Raw genomic sequence first — 17460 nt, 5'->3', positions numbered from 1 at the left:
GTCGGTGCGGCGACGCTCCCGTCCGTCGAGGTCCCGTGCGCCGCGCCGGGAGTGACCGCCGCGCCGTCGGGGGTGACGGTGGTTCCGGTGGTGCCGCGGGACAACAGCTCCAGCGCGGCACCACCGGGCGTTCCAGGACCCGCGGCGGCGGCAGCCGAGGCTGAAGCGGAGGAAGGCAGGATAGTCCCGGGTGCACCGGAGGCGGCGGTTTCGGGGACCGCGGCGCCGCGCGACGCGCCGACCCGGACCGGCCCAGCAGGCAGCGCCACGACGCGAACCATTCCGGCCGGCAGGGCCGCACCGATCGTCGCGGAGGCCCCGGTCGCCCGGGTCGCCGCAGTTGCCGGCGTTGCCGCAGTTGCCGGCGTTGCCGCGGTTGCCGCAGTTGCCGGCGTTGCCGCGGTTGCCGGCGTTGCCGTGGTTGCCGCGGTTGCCCGCGGACCTGACCCCGCGGGAACCGACGGGGTCGCAGGCGGCACCGCGCGGCCGTTCGTCGCGCCGGCCGCGAGAGTCCCGGCCGACCCGCCCACGCCGGACCCGTCCGCACCGGGGCCGTTCGCACCGGGCCCGTTCGCGCCGGAAAGGCTTCCGCTCCCACTGGTCTGGTGCGCGCCGGACGAGGTCGCGGCCGGGCTCGGCGCGCGCGCGATCCCCGGGGTCGTACCCGCGCGACCCGTTGCACCCACCGCGCCCGGCGCGCCGACCGCGTTCGCGGAGGTCGTCGCCGTCGAGCCCGCTGCAGCGCCGGGCCCGCTCGCGGTCTCGGTCCGAGCCGCGAGCGCGGTCTCGACGGGTCGGGCATCCCCGGCGCGGGTCGCGTGGAGGGTCGCTGCGGAACCGGCCGCGTCGGTCCCAGCCGGCTGACTGCTGCCGGTCGGAGCGTCGGCGAGGTCGCCCGTGATCGGGTCGCCGTCCTGGTCGGCACGCTGCGCGGGGTCCCGAGAGAGCTCGCCGCTGTCCTTGCGCACGCTCCGTGCGCGCCGGGCCTCATCGGCCGCGGAGCCGGCACGTGTCGCTGCGGTGCTGCGAGCCCGTGCGCTCGCAGCCCCACGAGCCTGCTCCGCCGCCGATCGCCGAGCCTCGCCCACCGCGGCGTTGCGAGCCTCCTCGTCAGCCGATCGCCGAGCCCGGCCGAGCGCGGCGCCACGAGCCTGCTCCGCCGCCGATCGCCGAGCCTCGCCCACCGCGGCGCTGCGAGCCTCCTCGTCAGCCGATCGCCGAGCCTCGCCCAGCGCGGCGCTGCGGGCCTCGTCGGCGCGAGAGGCCCGGGCCTCCTGGGCGACGGCCGGCCGGCGTCCGGCGTCGCGCGAGGCGACCTGTGCGTCGAGCACCGCGGCGAAGTCGTCCGCCGGCTCGGGGCCTCGCCCCGGAGCCGGCGACCGCGACGGCTCGGCGCGCGTCGGGACGGGGGTCAGGATCTGCAGGCTCACGGGGCCACTCCTTGTCTGTCGAGGGTCGGTCCGTCGGTGGTCGGTCCGTCGGTGGTGATCGGTCCGTCGGTGGTTCGGTCCTGCGGACGCAGGTCGGTGCGCGCGCTCATCGGCCGCCCACCCCCGGACGCCTGCGCGACGCGCCGGGCGCGCGCCGCACCCGATCCGGCGATCTCGTCCAGCACGATCTGTTCGGTGCGGTCGTCCTCGTACCGCACCAGCAGCACGTGCTTGTCCTCGAGCTTCTCCAGGCCGACCGAGCGCGAGCGGGTCGCCTGCCATTGGGTGGTGCTGACCTGCGCGACCTCGCGCGCACCCGCCGCGAGCTCGATCGCCTCGACGAGCAGGAACCGGAGCGCGGTGCGGCCGACGACGGCGCGGCCGAAGGCCCGCTGGTCGCCGTCGGGCAGCAGTGCGTCCGCGAGGGCGACCGCCCGCGCGTCCCGGTGCGCCTGCGCCGACCGGAGCGCGGCGTTGGCGGACGCGAGCCGCGCCGCCGCCTGGTCCTCCTGGAGCCGGCGCAGTCGCAGCAGGCCGGCGAGCCGGAACGCGCGCTCCATCACGCCACCCCCAACCGCGCGATGAGTGCGCCGAGGTGCTGCCACGAGGTGGCGGCGGTGACCCGCTCGTCCATCGGCTGCCGCAGGAACGCATCGATGTGGTCGGCGTTCGCCACCGCGGCGTCGACCAGCGGGTTGGTGCCCGCGGCGTACGCGCCGACGTCGAGCAGGTCCTGCGCCTGGCGCCGCGCGGCCATGACCGTCCGCAGCGCCGTTGCCAGGCGGACCTGCTCGGGCGTCGAGACGCGCGACGCGACGCGCGAGATGGAGGCGAGCGCGTCGATGCTCGGGAAGTGCCCGGCGATCGCGAGCTTGCGGTCCAGCACGATGTGGCCGTCGAGGATCGACCGGGCCGCGTCGGCGATCGGCTCGTTGTGGTCGTCACCCTCGACCAGCACGGTGTACAGGCCGGTGACCGACCCGACCCGGCCGGTGCCCGCTCGCTCGAGCAGCCGGGCCAGCATCGCGAAGGTCGACGGCGGGTAGCCGCGGGTCGCGGGTGGCTCGCCGACGGACAGGCCGATCTCGCGCTGGGCCATCGCGACCCGGGTGAGCGAGTCCATCATCAGCACGACGTCGGCGCCCTCGTCGCGGAACGACTCCGCGATCCGGGTGGCGAGGAACGCCGAGCGCAGCCGGACCAGTGCGGGCTCGTCGGCCGTCGCGACGACGACGACGGACCGGGCCAGGCCGCGCGGACCGAGGTCGTCCTCGAGGAACTCGCGGACCTCCCGCCCGCGCTCGCCGACCAGCGCGATCACCGCAAGCTCGGCGTCGGTGCCGCGCGCGATCATGGACAGCAGGCTCGACTTGCCGACGCCCGAGCCGGCGAACAGGCCCAGCCGCTGGCCGCGTCCGACGGTGGTGAGCGTGTCCATCACCCGGACGCCGAGGCTGAGCGGGGCGTCGACCCGGTGCCGCGTGAGCGGTCCGGGGGCGGCGGCGTCGACCGGGACCCTGCCCGTCACGCGGAGCGGGCCGCGGCCGTCGATCGGCCGACCGAGACCGTCCACCACCCGGCCCAGCAGCCCGCGGCCGACCGGCGCCGTCAACGACCGGCCCAGCGCGCGGACCGGTGCGCCGGCCCGCAGCCCGTTGACCGCGGCGAGCGGCATGGCGCGGGCGACGTCGCGCGTCGTGGCGACGACCTCGGCCAGCACCGTGGAGCGGGGCTCGCCGATCTCGATGAGCTCGCCGACCGCGCAGTCCACCCCGGCCACCTCGATCGCGAGTCCGACGACGGTCCGCACCGTGCCGACCCGCTCGGGGCGCGCCGCGGCGAGGGCACGGCCCCAGCGGGCCAGGGTGGCCGTCATCGCGGGTCCTCGAACGCACGCCGCGCCCGCTCGACGGCGGTGCCGATCCGGGCGTCGAGATACCCGTCGGGGAACTCGCTCATCGCGTCGCCGGGCCGCAGCGACGCATCGGCGACGAGCTGGACACCCGGGGGCAGTGATGCCACCAGGCCCAACCCCGTCAGCAGCCGGAGGTCGACCGGGTTCAGGCGGACCGTGTGCACGCCCACCTCGGACGGCAGGCCGAGAGCGCGGGCGAGCGCGGCCCGGGCCCGGCTGGCGGCATCCGGGTCGTCGTCGTCCAGCTCGCGGCCGAGCAACGCCAGCGCGAGGTCGAGCGCACCCTCCTCCAGCGCCAGGAACGCGTCGGCGAGCACCGGGACGGTCCGCGCCGAGACGGCGTCGGCCGCCCGGAACAGCAGGGCGAGAGCCGCGTCGAGCTGGACGCTGCGGGTGCGCTCGGCGGCCTGCTGCGCCTCGTCGAGCATGCGGCGGTGGTTCGCGGCCGCCTGCGTGGCCGCACGGGTGCCGGCCGCCCACCCGGACGCCCAGCCCGCCGCCCGGACCTCCTCGGTGGCCTGCTCCGAGCGTGCGCCGAGCACCCCGCCCAGGGCCGCGGGGCGGAACCGGGTGCCGCCCGAGTGCTCAGACATATTCGTCCTCCCCCTCGCGGCGGATCGCGATCTGCCCGCTCTCCTCGAGATGACGGATGATCTTGACGATCGCGGCCCGCGCCTCTTCGACCGTCGACATGCGGGTCGGGCCGAGCAGCTCCATCTCCTCGACGAGGTTCTCCCGGGCCCGCTCGGACAGGTTCGTGAGGATCTTCTCCTTGACCTCGTCGGACGTGTTCTTCAGCGCGACGGCGAGGGACGCGCCCTCGACCGTGCGGAGCACGAGCTGCACGGCGCGGTCCTCGAGCAGCACGACGTCACCGAAGACGAACATCCGGCTGCGGATCTCCTCCGCGAGCGCCTGGTCGCGCGCCTCGAGCCCCTCGAGGATCAGCTTCTCGGTGCCAGGATCGGAGTGGTTGATGATCTCGACGAGGGGCTGGATGCCGCCGACGGCCGTGCTCTCCTGCGTGGTCAGCACCGAGGACGCCTTGCGGTGCAGGGTCTCCGCGACCACCGCCACGACGTCCGGCGAGGCGCGCTCCATCAGGGCGATCCGGTGCGCTACCTCGCCCTGGGTGTCCCCGGGCAGGCCGGCCAGGATCGCCGAGGCGTGCTCGGGCCGCAGGTGCGCGAGCACCAGCGCGACGGTCTGCGGGTGCTCGCCGGACAGCAGCGAGAGCACCTGCCGGGCATCGGCGTGCTGGAGGAACTCGAACGGCTGCCCGGCCATCACCGTGGACAGCCGGTCCATCACGCTGTGGGCCCGTTCGGGACCGAGCGAGGCCTCGAGCAGCGCCTGGGCGAACGCCAGCCCGCCGCGCGCGATCATGTTCGGCCCGGCGATCGATACCGCGTGGAACTCCTCCATGACGCCGTGCGCCAGGTCGGTGTTGATGTGCTCCAGCCGGACGAGCTCGGCAGTGATCTCGTCGATCTCGGCGTCGTTCAGCCTCGCCATCACCCGGGCGGCCTGATCGCGGCCCAGCTGGAGCAGGACGACGGCGGCCTTCTGGGTCCCGGTGAGCGACGCCGTGGAGACCGGGGTCGCGGTCACCGGAACGGTCGTGACGGTCATCGCTCAGCGCTGTCGACGAGCCAGCCGCGCAGCAGGTCGGCGACCTCGTCCGGTCGCTCGTTGGCGAGCGCACTGATCTCGCTGCGCTTGAGCTCAGCCTCGCCCGCCTTGGGCAGCGAGGCGGGCAGCGAGAGCGGGGTGTGCGCGGCGAACGGCAGCTGCTGCGGAGCCTCGGTCACGATCTGCAGCTCGCCGAGGTCGAGCGCCTGGCGACGGGCCAGCTTGGACCGCTTCTTCGACGAGATCAGCGCCACGACCAGGATCGCCAGGATCGCCAGCGCGATCGCACCGGACTTGATCAGGCTGAGCTGGGCGGCGGCCTTCTCCTGCTTGGTAGCCGCACCGAGCGCGGCCTTGGCGTCCTTGGCGGACTGCGTGTCGAACGCCATCCGGGTCACCGCGACGGTGTCGCCGCGGGTTGCGTCGACCCCTGCCGCGGCGGTGACCTGCGCGGTGAGGTCGGTCATGTTGAGCGCGGCCCCGGTCGCCTGGTCGACCACGACCGAGACGGACTGCCGGCGCACGCTGCCCGGGGTCGTGGTGGTGCGCTCGGTGACCTTGTTGACCGCAGGGTTCAGGTTCTCGCTCGTCTTGGTGTAGTTCCCGGTGCCGGACGTGACGCTGCCGGAGGGGACGGAGAGGTTGTCCGGGCCGAGCACCCCGCCGACCGGGGTCCCGCCGCTACCGGTGAACTTCTCGGTGGTCGTCGCGGACGACAGCGCGGGCACCTTGGTGGGCGCGGTGAAGACCTCGCTGGTCTTGTCGGTGTTGTCGAGGTTGAGCTCCGCGTTGACCGTCACGACCGCCTTGCCCGGGCCGACGACGCGGTCGAGCATCGCCTGGACGGACGCGGTGACGCGCTGCTCGTAGTTGCCGGTCTGCTGGTCCGAGGTGCCCCCGCCAGGCGTGCCGCCGACGGCCGACAGCACGTGACCGTTCGAGTCGATCACGGCGACGTCGGTCGGCTTCATGCCCTGCACGCCCGCCGAGACGAGGTGCACGATCGACTGGACCTGGTCGGCGTCGAGCGAGGTGCCGCGTGCGGTCTGCACGAAGACAGACGCGGTCGGGTCGGCCTTCGTGGACACGAAGACGGTCTCCTTGGGCATCGCGAGCTTGACGGAGGCGGCCTCGACGCCGTCGATCGAGGCGATGGTCTTGGCGAACTCGCCCTCCATCGCGCGCTGGTACGTCGTCTGCTGCTGGAACTCCGAGGAGGTCATGCTCATCTTGTCCAGCAGGGAGTACCCGGCGCCGTCGGTCGCGGCGGGCAGCCCCGCGGCGGCGACCTTCAAGCGGGTCGCGTAGAGCTGCTTCTGCGGCACCATGATCGTCCGGCCACCGTCGGTCAGCTGGTACGGCACCCCTTCGCCGGTGATCAGGTCGACGATGGCGCTCGCGTCCGCGCTCGAGACGCCCGAGAACAGCGGGCTCATCGCGGGCTTGGTCAGGTAGCTCGTGACGAAGATGCCGCCGATGACGAGGCCCGCGACCCCGATGATCGTGAGGGTGCGCTGGGCGATGCTGAACTGTCCGACGAGGGTCTTCAGGCGATCGAGTGCGGACGTGAGCTGAGCGGGCATCAGGCCTGCATCCTCATGATCTCGGAGAACGCCTCAACGGCCTTGTTGCGCACGGCGGCGGTCAGCTCGAGGGACACCTTGGCCTCGCTCGCGGCGATCGTGTAGTCGTGGATGTCGTTCAGGTCGCCGGTCACCGCGCGCACCGCGAGCTGGTCCGACGTCTTCTGCAGGCCCTGGAGCGAGTCGATCGAGGAGGTCAGGGCGTTGGAGAACTGCCCCCCGCCGACGGCGGCCGCACCCCCCTGCCCACCGGCCGCGCCCACGCCGCCGGCGGCACCGAGGTACCCGGTGCCCGTGACGCCGCTGACGGCGCCGATCATCGCGATGCTCATCAGGACCGTCCGATCTGCAGGGCTGCCTGGTAGGTCTCCTTGGCACGGTCCACCACGGCGGCGTTCGCCTGGTAACCGCGCTGGGCCATGATCAGCTGGGTCATCTGGCTCGCCATGTCGATGTCGGGATAGCGGACGTTGCCCTGCGCGTCGGCGAGCGGGTTGTTCGGCTCGTACACGACGCGGCCCACGGCGTTGCCCAGGGTGACGCCTGCCACGCGCACCCCGGCTCCGTCGTCGGTGTTGTTCCCGTAGTTCGCGGCCTGGGCCACGATGTACTTCGCCTGGAAGGCCGGGCCGCTGGTCCGGCTGGCGTTGGACATGTTGGCGAGGTTGTCGCTGACGGCGTCGAGCCACTTGCGGTGCAGCGTCAGGCCGGTGGCGGCGATGCCGATCGCGCCGAAGGTGGTCATCAGCTGGCCCGCATCGCGATGCGCAGCTCGGAGAACTCCTGGTCGGCCGCCTGGGTGGCGAGCTGGTAGCGGAGGTTGGTGTCGACGTTGAGGAGCGTCTCCGTGTCGAGGTTGACGTTGTTGCCGTCCGGCCGCGTCGGCTCGAGCGAGCGCGCAACCGTCGGGGTGACGGCGCCGGAGCCGTCCCGCACTGCCGTGGCGAGGGAGTCCTCGAACGCGACCCGGCCGGCCAGAAAGCCGGGGGTCTGGATATTTGCGACATTGTTCGCAATCACCCGCTGGCGCAGTGCGAGGCCGTCGAGCGCGCTATTGATCGCAACGAAGGACACAGAGTCGAACACGACGGACCACCTCGAGAACGAAGGGGTAATCGGCCGGTCCGTGGCCTGTGGGATGAGCAATCCGTGCTCACCCTCATCATCGGCGCCCTGGGCTGCGGGATGAGTTTCAACCGCCCGCCGAGGTCTGTTATCACCCGTACGGACGTATTACCTGTTAACACCATTCCGATCGGTGCGGAATGACTATCCGGCCGTATCGAGGTAAACCGGACACGTCTCCGGGGTGGCGCGCAGCTGCTCGACCGCGCGCAGCTGGCGCCGGCTGTGCTCGGCGGCCTCGGCGAGCGACACCGCGACCCGCAGCTGGCGGCTCAGCAGAGCCTGCGCGCGCTCGACGAGCGGGGCGGGCAGCAGGCCGAGGTTCGTCGGCGGCACCCACGCCGGGCCGGCGGGGCCCTGCGCCCGGCCGACCCGGAGGACCTCCTCGGCCTGGGCGACGTCGAGCTCGAGGTCCGCGAGCGCGTTGGACCACGCCGTCGTCCACCCGGGTGCGGGCCCGGCGGGTCGCGCCAGCACGGAGGTCACCCGACGCCGAGCTCACTGCTCGCGGCAGGCTCGCCGAACGCATCTGGTGGGGTACGTGCGGTCGGGATCAGCGCGACGGCGTCCGCGACGACGGTGGCGGCGGCCTCGTGCCAGGCATCGCGCAGCGGGGTGACGAGCGCGCCGCACGCGGCGGTCCGGTCGGCGTCGCCGGCGATCGAGCAGCCGAGCAGCTCGTGCAGCAGGTACAGGTACAGGTCCATCAGCGCGCGGCCGCCCGACCAGGTCGCGACGTCGAGCGTCGAGGCGAGCCCCGAGACGATCGCGTACGCGTGGTCGAGCGCCTCGGTGGCCTCCCTGTCGTTGCCGGCCCGCTGCGCAGCCTGGGCCCGGTCGATGTCGAGGACAAGGCGGTCGTAGAGCATCGTGAGGATCCGGTGCGGTCCGGCAGTGGCAACGGCGTTGGCCTGGAACCGGCTGCGGGTGAGGGCGAGATTCATGATGTCCTCCGAGGAACGACACGGGCGGTCATGCGTTGGTGGTGCTGGGCAGCAGGGCGGAGAGCTGGCTGGTGAGCCAGTTCCCCTGGGCCTTGAGGTTGCTCAGCGTCACCTCGAGGTCCGAATAGGTCTTCTGCAGGCTCTCCTTGCGCAGCGCCAGGGTGACGTCCCAGGCGGAAACCTGCGCGTTCATGCTCGTGGTGAGGCTCTGCTGGCCCTTGATCTTCAGCGACAGCGAGCCCTCGAGCGGGTCCGACGCCGCCTTCGTGACCGTCGCGACGCGGGTCGCCACCGCTTGGATGATCTTCTGCACGTTGGCAGGGTCGGCGGCCATGGCGGCGGTGAACTTCGCCTCGTCGAACGAGATCGTGCCGTCGCGGCCGATCACGATGCCGACGGTGGACGGCGAGACGTCGTCGACGGGGTACGACGCGGCCGTGAGGACCGCCTGCTGCAGGGCACGGGTCGCGGTGTCGCCCGAGAGCACGCCGCCGGTGATCGAGGAGGTGCCGTCGGCCTTCGTCGTCGTGGTGGTCGCCGTCCGGGAGGTGATCTCGGAGAAGACGACACCGAGGGAGCCGATCATGTCCGTCGCGAGCTTCTTCACTGCGGCGTCGTTGCGCGCGATGGTGACCGTGACGGGAGACGCCTTGAGCGTCGAGACCGTGAGGTCGATCCCGGTCAGGATGCCGGTGAAGGTGTTGCTCGCCGAGGTCACGTGCTGCTCCGCGGTCGTGCCGGCCCACAGGGTGATCGCCGCGTCGCTCGGGGAGGTGATGGCATCGGCGCGCGCGATGGTCGCGGCCGGGGCGGTACCGCCCTGGATCGCGCCCGCCGTGACCGTGCCGCTGTAGAGGTCGAACCCCGACGCGGTGCCCGTCGCGTTCGAGGTCAGCTGGAGTCGCGACTGGGTGTCCGAGACCTTCACGACGGTCGCGGTGACTCCGGTGCCGGCGGCGTTGATCGCGCTGGCGAAGCCCGCGAGGGTGGTCACTCCGGTGAGGCTGACGACCTTGGCCGTGGCGGTCGGGACCGGCCCCTGCCCGAGGGTGACGGTCGCGGGGACGGCCCCGCCGAACAGGGCGGCGAGGGTGGTCACCGCGCCGGTCACCGAGGTCTGGGCGGTCGCCACGTGGTCGACCGTGAAGCTGAGCGACCCCGCCTGGGCCGTGCCCGACGTCGTGACGCGCACGGACGAGTCGGACGACGTCGCCGTGACGGCGGCCCACGACGCGGGCAACGAGGCGGTCGTCGCGCTCGTCGCGAGGGACGCGACCTTCGCGTTGAGCCCCTGGAGCGCCGAGACGAAGGTGTTCGTCGTGGTGATGTTCGCCTTGAGCAGCGTCTGAGGCATTGCCTCGACCTGCATGAGGGAGTTGATCAGCGACGTCGTATCGATACCGCTCGACAGCCCGTCGATGCCGACGTTCGCCATCAGGTTCCCTCCCGTGCTCGTCGAGGCGCCGGGCCTGCCCGCGGGTCAGATCGGCGCAAATGCGTTCGGCGGTGGGTGACGGTCCAGGTCACCCACCGCCGATCGGTCGAGCTGTGCTGCCAACTACCGAGCTGTACTGCCTGTACCGCCCCCCGGCATCACCCGGGGATTACTGCAGGAGCTGCAGCACACCCTGGGGGATCTTGTTCGCCTGCGCGAGCATCGCCGTGCCGGCCTGCGCAAGGATCTGGGCCCGGGTGAAGCTGACCATCTCCGAGGCCATGTCGGTGTCGCGGATGCGGCTCTCCGAGGCCGACAGGTTCTCCACCGAGACGTTGAGGTTCTTGATGGTGTGCTCGAACCGGTTCTGCAGGGCACCGAGGGTGGCTCGAGAGGACGAGACCGCCTTGATGGCCGTGTCGATGAGACCGATGGCCGTGGTCGCGCCGGCCTTGCTGGTCAGGTCGACGCCGTTGACGCCGAGGTCGGTCGCGGAGAAGCCGGCGACACCGGCGCCCGCCGCGCTCGCGACGTTGGCACCGGCGAGGCCGGCGCCGCTCACGACGACCGCCGCAGCGTTGGCGGTCTTGCTGGTGACGGTCAGGCCACCGGTCGTGGAGTCCACGGACGCGGTGTAGTTCGCCGAGAAGGCAGCGTCGGCGTTGAGCTGGCCGGAGATGACGTTCGCGTCGGTCTGCACCGTGAGCGCCGCCGTGGTGGTCACGACACCACCCTGGGTGAACACCGCAGCGGCGGCAGTGGTCGAGGCCGCACCGTTGGCGTACTTGGCGTTCGCCGAGGAGGTGCCGCCCGAGACGATGTCTACCTGGATGGTGTCGTTCGCCGCGTAGCCGACCTGGATGTCCTTGGCGGCGAACGAGCCATCGAGGACGTTGATGTTGTTGAACGTCGTCTTGTCCGCGATCCGGGTGAGCTCCGACTTGAGGGCCGTGGCCTCCGTGTTGATGGCCGCCCGCGAGTCCACGTCGTTCGAGTCGTTAGCGGACTGGACGGCGAGGTCGCGCATGCGCTGGAGGATGGCGTGCGACTCGGTCAGCGCGCCTTCAGCGGTCTGCACGACCGAGATGCCGTCCTGAGCGTTGCGGACCGCGACCTTCAGGCCGCCAACCTGCGAGCGCAGGCCCTCGGAGATGGCCAGCCCGGCAGCGTCGTCGGCCGCACGGTTGATCCGGAAACCGCTCGACAGCTTCTCGAGCGACTTGCTCAGGTCGTTCTGTGTGACGGAAAGGTTGCGGTACGAGTTGATTGCCGCGATGTTCTGGTTGATCGAAAGACCCATGATCGTGCTCCTCCTTGAATTGGGTCGTACACGCCGCCCGTCCATGGGCTGGCACCCGGCTCATCGGCGGCTCGCGGACCTCGTTGAGGGTTTCCGCCGAGATCTTTCGCTGGCTCCCCGAATGCCAGCGGCGCCCGAGGAAGGATCCACCCGTGCGCCGCTGGACGTGCTGGTCGTGCGATCAGGCCGTTGCGTAACCTGCCCCGGCCGGTTGACCGGCGAGCGCGGCCAGGTCGACCTCCGAACGCTGGTGCGGCAGCACGCCGGCACCGGGCATGGCGAGCTGCGAGGCTCGCGACAGGAAGGACGCCTCCTGGGCCACCATCGCGAAGTACGCCCGACGGCGACGCTCGGCCACGCCGTCGGGCCGCTCGGCGCATGGCACGAGGCTCGGTTCGAGGCTCGCGTTCATCCCGTCCTTCATGAGCGCGAGGGCCTCGGTGCGCAGCTGGCTGATGCGGGACTGGGTCACGCCCATCTCGGCCGCGAGCTCCACGACGGGCCGCTCGGAGAAGAACAGCTGCTCGACGACGTAGCGCAGCCGCTCGGGCAGGGCCGCCACGGCCGCGCGCAGGTGCTGCAGCTTCTCGGTCACGAGCAGGTTCTCCTCGGGCCCGATGCCGGGCTCGGCGACGGTGTCGGCGATCGCACTGTCGAACGCTTCGATGCTCAGGATCCGCCGGTCGGCGTCGCCACGGGCGGCGTCCACCTCGGCCACCGAGGTGCCCAGGGTGGAAGCGAGCTCCTCGCGCGAGGGAGTGCGGCCGAGCCGCGACGTCAGCTCGTCGCTCGTCGTGGAGACCCGGCGGGCGCGCTGGCGGGCGCCCCGGGAGACCCAGTCCATCGAACGCAGCTCGTCGAGCAGCGCACCGCGGATCCGCAGCGCCGCGTACCGGGGGTACGGCACCCCGGTCGACGCGTCGTAGGCCTGAGCCGCCTGCACCAGGGCGAGGGCGCCGGCCGAAGCCAGGTCGTCCCGCGAGACGTAGGAGGGGACTCGCCCGAGCAGTTCGGACACGTGGTACCCCACCAGAGGGAGGTTCGCCGTCACCAGGGCGTCGATCTGAGCTTCAGAGTTGGGCACAAGAGGGTTTCGGCCCGGGGGCGACCCGTCTTGAGGTTTCGTTAGCGCAGGGGAACCCACGAACGAGGACGTTTCGTGGGTGAATCCCAAGGTTCACCCCTCCCGTCTGCACCTTCATCCCGCCGGTCCGACTTGAGTGTGACCTTGGTCACACCCGATCGGCCTATTGGCGGCGGGGTCGTACAGGGCCGAATGCATTCATAGGGATCGCACGAGGCGGCGCAACTCGCCGAACGGTCACAAGTGCGCCTCGCCTGCCGATGGGTAGCCTGAACACCACTGGCCCAATGCCCATGAGCGGGGAGCACCGATGAGCGTCGCAGAGCTGTCCGCCGTGCTGTGGCGGGAGCGCCAGCTGCTCGAGCTGTTGCTGTTCAAGCTCGAGGAGGAGCAGCTCGTGCTCACCACCGGTCGGACCCGCTGGCTCGGGCACGCCACCCGCGAGGTCGAGCAGGTGCTCGACCAGATCCGGGACGCCGAGCTCGGCCGCGCGGTCGAGGCCGACGCCGTCGCCCGCGAGCTCGGGATCGCACCGGCGAGCGGCCTGCTCCGGCTCGCGAACGCGGCGCCCGAACCGTGGAAGGAGCTGCTGACCAGTCACCGGGAGGCCTTCGTCTCGCTCACCGCCCAGATCCAGGACGTCGCGCAGGGAAACCGCGAGCTGCTCATGAGCTCGCACCGCGCCGCCCAGGAGACGATCCTCGGCCTCGAGGAGACCGTGCGCACGTACGACCCGCACGGCACCGCCTCCTCGGCCGGCACGCCCGCCCAGCTCATCGACCAGTCGTTCTAGGAGAGGGAGCATCGTGAGCACCTTCTCGGGTCTCTCGACCGCACTGAGCTCTCTGATCGCGCAGCGCCAGGCGCTCGAGGTCGCCGGGCAGAACGTCGCCAACGCCAACACGGTGGGGTACACCCGCCAGCGCGCGGACCTCGCCACCGTCTCGGCCAACCTGGTCCCGGCGCTGTGGTCGAGCCCCCTCACCGCGGGCAACGGGGTCCAGGTCACCAGCATCACGCGGATGGGCGACGTGTTCCTCGACGCCCGGCTGCGGGCGGAGACCGGCGGCGCGTCCTTCGCCGCCGCCAAGGCCGAGGCCTACAGCCGGCTCGAGTCGACCGTGGCCGAGCCCGGCGAGCTGGGGGTGGCGAACGCCCTCCAGGAGTTCTGGGCAGGTTGGCAGGACGTCGGCAACGACCCGGGCTCGAAGGCGAGCCGCAGCGTGCTGCTCGAGGATGCGACGGCGCTCGCCAAGCGGATCAACGCCGGGCACGCCGCGGTGACCACCCAGTGGAGCCAGACCCGGACCGAGCTCGACTCCGCGATCAACGACGTCAACACCGGCGCCGGGATCGTGGCCGGCCTGAACAAGTCCATCCGCGGGGTGATCGCCTCGGGTGGTTCTCCGAACGAGCTGATCGACCAGCGCAACGTTGTCGTGATGAAGCTCTCCGCTCTCGTCGGCGCAAGCGCCACGCAGCGCGACGACGGCACGATCGACGTCTCCGTCGACGGCAACCCGCTGGTTCGCGGCGAGAACTCCTTCGCCATCACGGTCAACCCCACCTCCTACACGATGGGTCAGCCGGTGACCCTCAGCTGGGCCGGTACCCCCTACCCGCTCAACCCCGCGTCGGGCTCGATCGCCGGCATGGTCGCCGCCCTCGCCCCGACCCAGGTCACCGGCAACGGCGGCATCCTCGCCGAGGCCGCGGCGTCCTACGACGTGCTCGCCACGACGCTGATCACGCAGGTCAACGCGCAGCACGCGCTGGCGGTGACGGCCGGCGGCGCGGCGGGCGGCGCCTTCTTCACCTCGGTCGGCCCCTCGTCCGCCGCGACCCTCTCGGTGGCGATCACCGACGGCGCCGACATCGCCGTGGGGAAGCCCGGCGGCGGTGTGCTCGACGGTTCCATGGCCGATCCGATGTCCGAGCTCGGCAAGACGACCACCGGCCCCGACTCGCACTGGTCCGACTTCGTCGTCGGGCTCGGGGTCACCTCCCGGTCCGCCACCCAGCGAGCCACCATCACCGAGTCGACCCGGAGCACCGCCGAGGGGCTGCAGATGTCCAACGCGAGCGTGGACATCGATGAGGAGTCGACGAACATGCTCGCCTCACAGCGGGCCTACGAGGGCGCCGCGCGCGTGCTCACCGCGATCGACTCGATGCTCGACACCCTGATCAACCGCACCGGCCTCGTAGGGAGATCCTGACCATGATCGGCCGCGTCACCCAACAGACGGTCCAGCGATCCACCCTCGCCAACCTGCAGCTGAACCTTTCCGCGATGGCTCAGCTCCAGGGCAAGCTGTCGAGCAACAAGAGCATCACCAAGCCCTCCGACGACCCGGCCGGCACGGGTTCGGCCATGGCGCTGCGTGGCTCGCTGCGCGCCAACGCGCAGCACTCGCGCAACATCGACGACGGCAACGGCTGGCTCTCCACGATCAACACGGCCATGCAGAGCTCGATCGACACGCTGGGCCGGGTGCGCGACCTCACCGTCCAGGGCGCGAGCTCGGGCACGATGGACGCCACGGCGCGCGAGGCGATCGCGGTCGAGATCGACGGCCTGCGGGACTCGCTGCTGAGCGAGGCGAACACCAGCTACCTCGGCCGGTCCGTCTTCGCGGGTACCTCCGATGTGGGCTCGGCGGTCACCGTGACCAACGTGCCCGACCCGCTCGTCCCCGGCAGCACCCGCACCTACACGTCGAACTCCGTCCCGGGCACCAGCGTGCAGCGGCGGGTCGACGCGAACACCCTGGTCCGGGTCGACGTCGACGGCTCGGCGGCCTTCGGTGCCGGCGGCGGGTCGATCTTCGCGACCCTCGACCGGATCTCCGCCACGCTGCGGACGAGCGGCCCGCTCACCGGCGAGATCGCCGCCCTCGACGTGCACCGCGACGCGATGCTCTCGCAGCTCTCCGGCGTCGGCGCCCGGCACGGACAGGTTCTGTCCGCCCAGTACCGGGCACTCGACACGAAGACCGGGATCCTCGGTCGGCTGTCCGGCGTCGAGGACGTCGACCTCGCTGCCACGGTCGTCCAGCTGCAGGCGCAGGAGGTCAGCTACAAGGCTGCCCTTGGCGCCACGGCGCGCGTCCTGCAACCGACTCTGCTGGACTTCCTCCATTGAGCGCCGCGCCGATGCTGGTCCACCCTGTCGCCGCGCTGCCGGGCCTCCCGGACCACCTCGAGTACTCCCTCGACACGCTGGACGACGACGGCACCCTGTTCGCGCTGCGCAGCGCGAGCGACCCGGGGGTTCGGCTCTTCGTGGTGCGGCCCGGGGTCTTCTTCGCCGACTACACCCCGAAGGTCGACGCCGAGACCCGGCGCGCGATCGGTCTCGGCGAGGGTGACGAACCGCTGCTGCTCGTCGTCGTGCACCCCGGGGACTCCACGACGCCGACGACGGCCAACCTGCTCGCACCGGTCGTGGTGAACCTCACGACCGGCGCCGCGACGCAGGTCGTGCTGGACGACAGCCAGTGGCCGCTGCGCGCACCGCTCGGGTAACGCGAAACCCCTCAATCCCCCGCGCCGAACGCCGATCAGATCTCCATGCACCCGCCCCGGGCCCCTCACCAAGGATCGCCACGATGACCACTCGTTGTTCGAATCCCCGTTCGAACCCGTCCCGGCCACGCCGGTGACCGCAACCGAGGTCACCGTGCACCGCCAGCCCGTGGTGCGACCGGACCGCTCAGTGCACGGGTACGCGGTGAATGTCCTGGTGCGGGCGCCCCTCACCCGGGCCCAACACGGCGACGAGCTCGACGCGCTCGTGCACGCCGAGTACGAGAAGCTCGACCTGGACGCCCTCGGCGGCGGCAGCGTGGTCTTCGTGCGCGCCACGACCGCGATGCTGAACAGCGACTGGCCGCTGCCGGAGACCCCCGGCGGTCTCGTCCTGGAGGTCCCCCCGCACTTCGCCGAGCTGCCCGACGCCGCCGAGCACCTCATCCGGCTGCGCGCGAGCGGCATCGCCCTCGCGCTCGCCGACTACGTGCCGGGCGGCGCCCAGGACGTCCTGCTCGAGCTGGTCGACTTCGCGAAGGTGGACCTCGGCCGCGGGGTCGACGTCGCCGCGTACGCCGTCGCGCACGCCCACCGGCGCGACGTCGTCGTGATCGCCGAGCGGGTGGACCGCGAGGCAGCGGTCCGCTTCTGCGCGACGCACGAGGTCGAACTGCTGCAGGGCCCGCTGTTCCAGCGCGACGCGACCCCGACCGCGCGCGAGTTCAACGCGGGCGAGATCCAGTGCCTGGAGCTGATGCAGCTGCTGAGCGCCGCGGACGTCGACCCGGACCGGGTGGTCCGCGTCGTCAGCTCGGACCCGGAGCTCGCGATCCGGGTGCTCCGGCTGGTCAACTCCAGCGCCATCGGCATCCGGCGCCGCATCGACTCGGTCCGCCAGGCCGTCATCCTGCTCGGCCCGCAGCCGCTCGCGGCGCTCGCGATGGCCGCGCTCGGCGACGCGGGCAGCCACACCGTGGCTGGCCTCTGGTTCGTGCTGACCCGGGCCGTGGCCTGCCGGTCCATCGCGGGCGAGGACGCCGCGTACACGGTCGGCCTGCTCTCGGCCGTCGCCGCGCAGCTGCAGATCGCACCCGCCGACCTCGTCGCGCGCACCGGGGTGTCCGCCGACGTCGGGGACGCCTTGCTCACGATGACCGGGCCGTACGGCCACGTGCTGGCCGCCGTGCTCGCGCACGAGGAGAACGACATCGCGGCCGTCGAGGCGACCGGCCTGGAGTCGTTCGACGTCGCGCACGCCTACCTCGCCGCGATCGCCGACGCCCTCGGCACGGCCACCTCCCTGGCCGGCCAACCAGCCGGCGCCCATTGACCCCTCCTCCTCCCCGGGTCACGCCAACCCGCCCGAGCCGGCCCGAGATCCGCAACCTGCGCACATCGGCGCAGCCTGCGCACGTCCGATGTGCGCAGTCGACACGCTTGTGCGCACTTTGTCCGCGACCGGGCGGCGGGACGGACGGGGG

18 protein-coding genes and 1 pseudogene are annotated in these 17460 nt (G+C 72.0%); 5 read left to right on the top strand and 14 right to left on the bottom strand.

Features of this window, described 5'->3' with window-relative positions:
• The 14 genes and pseudogenes from VIM26_RS25870 to VIM26_RS25805 all read right to left on the bottom strand — a co-directional run.
• A pseudogene (locus VIM26_RS25870) lies at positions 1 to 1430 on the bottom strand (hypothetical protein); the annotation flags it as partial.
• Entirely contained in the window at positions 1427 to 1990 is a 564-nt protein-coding gene (locus VIM26_RS25865) for a flagellar export protein FliJ (RefSeq protein WP_331956207.1), read from the bottom strand. The pseudogene VIM26_RS25870 and the gene VIM26_RS25865, both read right to left, overlap by 4 nt.
• Positions 1990 to 3306, bottom strand: coding sequence for a FliI/YscN family ATPase (locus tag VIM26_RS25860; protein ID WP_331956206.1), 1317 nt, complete (start codon positions 3304 to 3306; stop codon positions 1990 to 1992). Before VIM26_RS25860 ends, VIM26_RS25865 begins: the two co-directional genes overlap by 1 nt.
• Positions 3303 to 3938 (bottom strand): hypothetical protein, encoded by a 636-nt coding sequence (locus VIM26_RS25855; protein ID WP_331956205.1) that lies wholly within the window; start codon positions 3936 to 3938, stop codon positions 3303 to 3305. Before VIM26_RS25855 ends, VIM26_RS25860 begins: the two co-directional genes overlap by 4 nt.
• Entirely contained in the window at positions 3931 to 4977 is a 1047-nt protein-coding gene (gene fliG / locus VIM26_RS25850) for a flagellar motor switch protein FliG (protein WP_331956204.1), read from the bottom strand. The genes VIM26_RS25855 and fliG overlap by 8 nt, the downstream gene beginning before the upstream one ends.
• Positions 4974 to 6560 (bottom strand): flagellar basal-body MS-ring/collar protein FliF, encoded by a 1587-nt coding sequence (gene fliF, locus VIM26_RS25845; RefSeq protein WP_331956203.1) that lies wholly within the window; start codon positions 6558 to 6560, stop codon positions 4974 to 4976. Before fliF ends, fliG begins: the two co-directional genes overlap by 4 nt.
• Positions 6560 to 6892, bottom strand: a complete 333-nt coding sequence (fliE, locus tag VIM26_RS25840) for a flagellar hook-basal body complex protein FliE (protein ID WP_331956202.1) — start codon at positions 6890 to 6892, stop codon at positions 6560 to 6562. The genes fliF and fliE overlap by 1 nt, the downstream gene beginning before the upstream one ends.
• Positions 6892 to 7305, bottom strand: coding sequence for a flagellar basal body rod protein FlgC (locus VIM26_RS25835; protein WP_331956201.1), 414 nt, complete (start codon positions 7303 to 7305; stop codon positions 6892 to 6894). The genes fliE and VIM26_RS25835 overlap by 1 nt, the downstream gene beginning before the upstream one ends.
• Positions 7305 to 7646, bottom strand: a complete 342-nt coding sequence (locus VIM26_RS25830; RefSeq protein WP_331956200.1) for a flagellar basal body rod protein FlgB — start codon at positions 7644 to 7646, stop codon at positions 7305 to 7307. Before VIM26_RS25830 ends, VIM26_RS25835 begins: the two co-directional genes overlap by 1 nt.
• Positions 7647 to 7829: 183 nt before the next feature.
• The gene (locus VIM26_RS25825) at positions 7830 to 8171 is read right to left on the bottom strand and encodes a hypothetical protein (protein WP_331956199.1); all 342 of its coding nucleotides are present in this window, start codon (positions 8169 to 8171) and stop codon (positions 7830 to 7832) included.
• A complete protein-coding gene (locus VIM26_RS25820; protein ID WP_331956198.1) occupies positions 8168 to 8629 on the bottom strand; it encodes a flagellar export chaperone FliS in 462 nt (153 codons plus the stop codon). Before VIM26_RS25820 ends, VIM26_RS25825 begins: the two co-directional genes overlap by 4 nt.
• 28 nt (positions 8630 to 8657) lie before the next feature.
• The gene (gene fliD / locus VIM26_RS25815; RefSeq protein WP_331956197.1) at positions 8658 to 10064 is read right to left on the bottom strand and encodes a flagellar filament capping protein FliD; all 1407 of its coding nucleotides are present in this window, start codon (positions 10062 to 10064) and stop codon (positions 8658 to 8660) included.
• A 169-nt stretch (positions 10065 to 10233) separates the two neighbouring features.
• Complete coding sequence (locus tag VIM26_RS25810) at positions 10234 to 11364, bottom strand: flagellin (RefSeq protein WP_331956196.1); 1131 nt, start codon at positions 11362 to 11364, stop codon at positions 10234 to 10236.
• Between the two features lie 181 nt (positions 11365 to 11545).
• Positions 11546 to 12415 (bottom strand): sigma-70 family RNA polymerase sigma factor, encoded by an 870-nt coding sequence (locus VIM26_RS25805; RefSeq protein ID WP_331956208.1) that lies wholly within the window; start codon positions 12413 to 12415, stop codon positions 11546 to 11548.
• Between the two features lie 343 nt (positions 12416 to 12758).
• Between VIM26_RS25805 and flgN the strand changes: the two genes are divergently transcribed.
• The 5 genes from flgN to VIM26_RS25780 all read left to right on the top strand — a co-directional run bounded on the left by flgN (position 12759) and on the right by VIM26_RS25780 (position 17309).
• Entirely contained in the window at positions 12759 to 13241 is a 483-nt protein-coding gene (flgN, locus tag VIM26_RS25800; protein WP_331956195.1) for a flagellar export chaperone FlgN, read from the top strand.
• A gap of 13 nt (positions 13242 to 13254) precedes the next feature.
• A complete protein-coding gene (gene flgK, locus VIM26_RS25795; RefSeq protein WP_331956194.1) occupies positions 13255 to 14667 on the top strand; it encodes a flagellar hook-associated protein FlgK in 1413 nt (470 codons plus the stop codon).
• A gap of 2 nt (positions 14668 to 14669) precedes the next feature.
• A complete protein-coding gene (locus VIM26_RS25790) occupies positions 14670 to 15593 on the top strand; it encodes a flagellar hook-associated protein 3 (protein ID WP_331956193.1) in 924 nt (307 codons plus the stop codon).
• 11 nt (positions 15594 to 15604) lie between these two features.
• Positions 15605 to 15976: a flagellar assembly protein FliW gene (locus tag VIM26_RS25785; protein ID WP_331956192.1), complete on the top strand. Its 372-nt coding sequence runs from the start codon at positions 15605 to 15607 to the stop codon at positions 15974 to 15976.
• A gap of 94 nt (positions 15977 to 16070) precedes the next feature.
• A complete protein-coding gene (locus VIM26_RS25780; RefSeq protein WP_331956191.1) occupies positions 16071 to 17309 on the top strand; it encodes an EAL and HDOD domain-containing protein in 1239 nt (412 codons plus the stop codon).
• Positions 17310 to 17460: the final 151 nt, after the last annotated feature.

It is taken from the genome of Pengzhenrongella sp. (assembly GCF_036565025.1).
Taxonomy (GTDB): domain Bacteria; phylum Actinomycetota; class Actinomycetes; order Actinomycetales; family Cellulomonadaceae; genus Pengzhenrongella.
Note: the sequence above shows the minus strand (reverse complement) of the source record. Positions and strands in the feature narration are given on the sequence as shown.